This is a genomic window from Pseudonocardia sp. MH-G8 (genome assembly GCF_002262885.1).
Lineage (GTDB): Bacteria > Actinomycetota > Actinomycetes > Mycobacteriales > Pseudonocardiaceae > Pseudonocardia.
Map to the genome: position 1 here is coordinate 1 of NZ_NKYF01000068.1, position 1,186 is coordinate 1,186.

The following is a 1,186-nucleotide window of genomic DNA, read 5'->3' on the forward strand; positions in this document are numbered from 1 at the left end:
ACCATCCGCACCGCGGCGGCCCTCTCCTCCTCGGAGTACCGACGCGTGGTCGGCTTGCCCGGCGGCTGCTCCCTCGGCATGGCTCCATCCTCGTTTCCAAGGTCAGGTGGTGTGCCCCGTGATTCTTGGAGTCGGGTAGCTGGAATCGTGGTCACCCGAGCCTCTGAGGAGGGCCGTGGTGGGCAGGCGTGGGTATCCGCCGGAGTTCCGGCGCAAGGTGCTGGATCTGATCGAGGCGGGAAGGCCGGTCGTCGAGGTCGCCCGCGATCTGGGCATCAGCGCGCAGTCGATCTACGTGTGGCGCAAGCAGGACCGCATCGACAAGGGGCTGGAACCGGGGCTGAGCAGCGCCGAGCGCTCCGAGCTCAGCGCAGCCAAGCGGCGCATCGCCGAGCTGGAGACCGAGCTGGCCGTGCACCGGCGGGCAAGCGAGCTTCTCAGCAAGGTGGTGCCCCCAAAAGGCGCCACGAAGCGATCGCGGTGATGGCCGGCGAGGGCCTGCCGGTACAGGTCGCCACCCGCGTCCTCGCCGTGTCGGAGTCGGGCTACTACGAGTTCCGCAGCCGCGGCCCGCCGGTGCGGGCGGTGCGGCACGCGCTGCTGACCGACGTGATCCGGGAGGTGCACCAGGCCTCGCGCGGCACCTACGGCTACCGACGCGTGCACGCCGAGCTCACCCGCGGCCGCGGCCTGGTCATCGCGCACGGCACCGTCGAACTCCTGATGGCGCGCGCCGGCCTGGCCGGAGTCACCGGGCGGCCCCGCTGGAAGGGCACCCGCCCGGACCTGACCGCCAAGGACCTGGTCGAGCGCCAGTTCAACCGCGATGGACCCAACCAGCTGTGGGTCACCGACATCACCGAGCACCACACCCGCGACGGCAAGCTCTACTGCGCGGTCGTCCTCGACACCTACGCCCGCCGCGTGGTCGGCTGGTCGATCGACTCCTCACCGACCGCGGCATTGGTGACCAACGCGCTCGGCATGGCCATCGACTCCCGCCGGCCACCACCGGGGACGATCATCCACTCCGACCAGGGATCGCAAGGCGGACTCAATCGGTCGTCGCAACACCTCTGCTGATCTCGGAGGTGTTCGATGGCACGGCGTCAGCAACAGGCGGATCGGGCTCTGCGACCGGCGATGCGCTCGCCGGGCCGGCCGATGCCGGCGCGGCATGTGGAGC

1 protein-coding gene and 1 pseudogene are annotated in these 1,186 nt (G+C 70.6%); both read left to right on the forward strand.

The annotated features are described in order from the left end of the window. Nucleotides 1–178 precede the first annotated feature (178 nt). Nucleotides 179–400, forward strand: a pseudogene (locus CFP66_RS50130) (transposase); the annotation flags it as partial. Next, on the forward strand, nucleotides 298–1,083 hold the full coding sequence (locus tag CFP66_RS46850; protein ID WP_143517644.1) for an IS3 family transposase: 786 nt from the start codon (nucleotides 298–300) through the stop codon (nucleotides 1,081–1,083). The pseudogene CFP66_RS50130 and the gene CFP66_RS46850, both read left to right, overlap by 103 nt. Nucleotides 1,084–1,186: the final 103 nt, after the last annotated feature.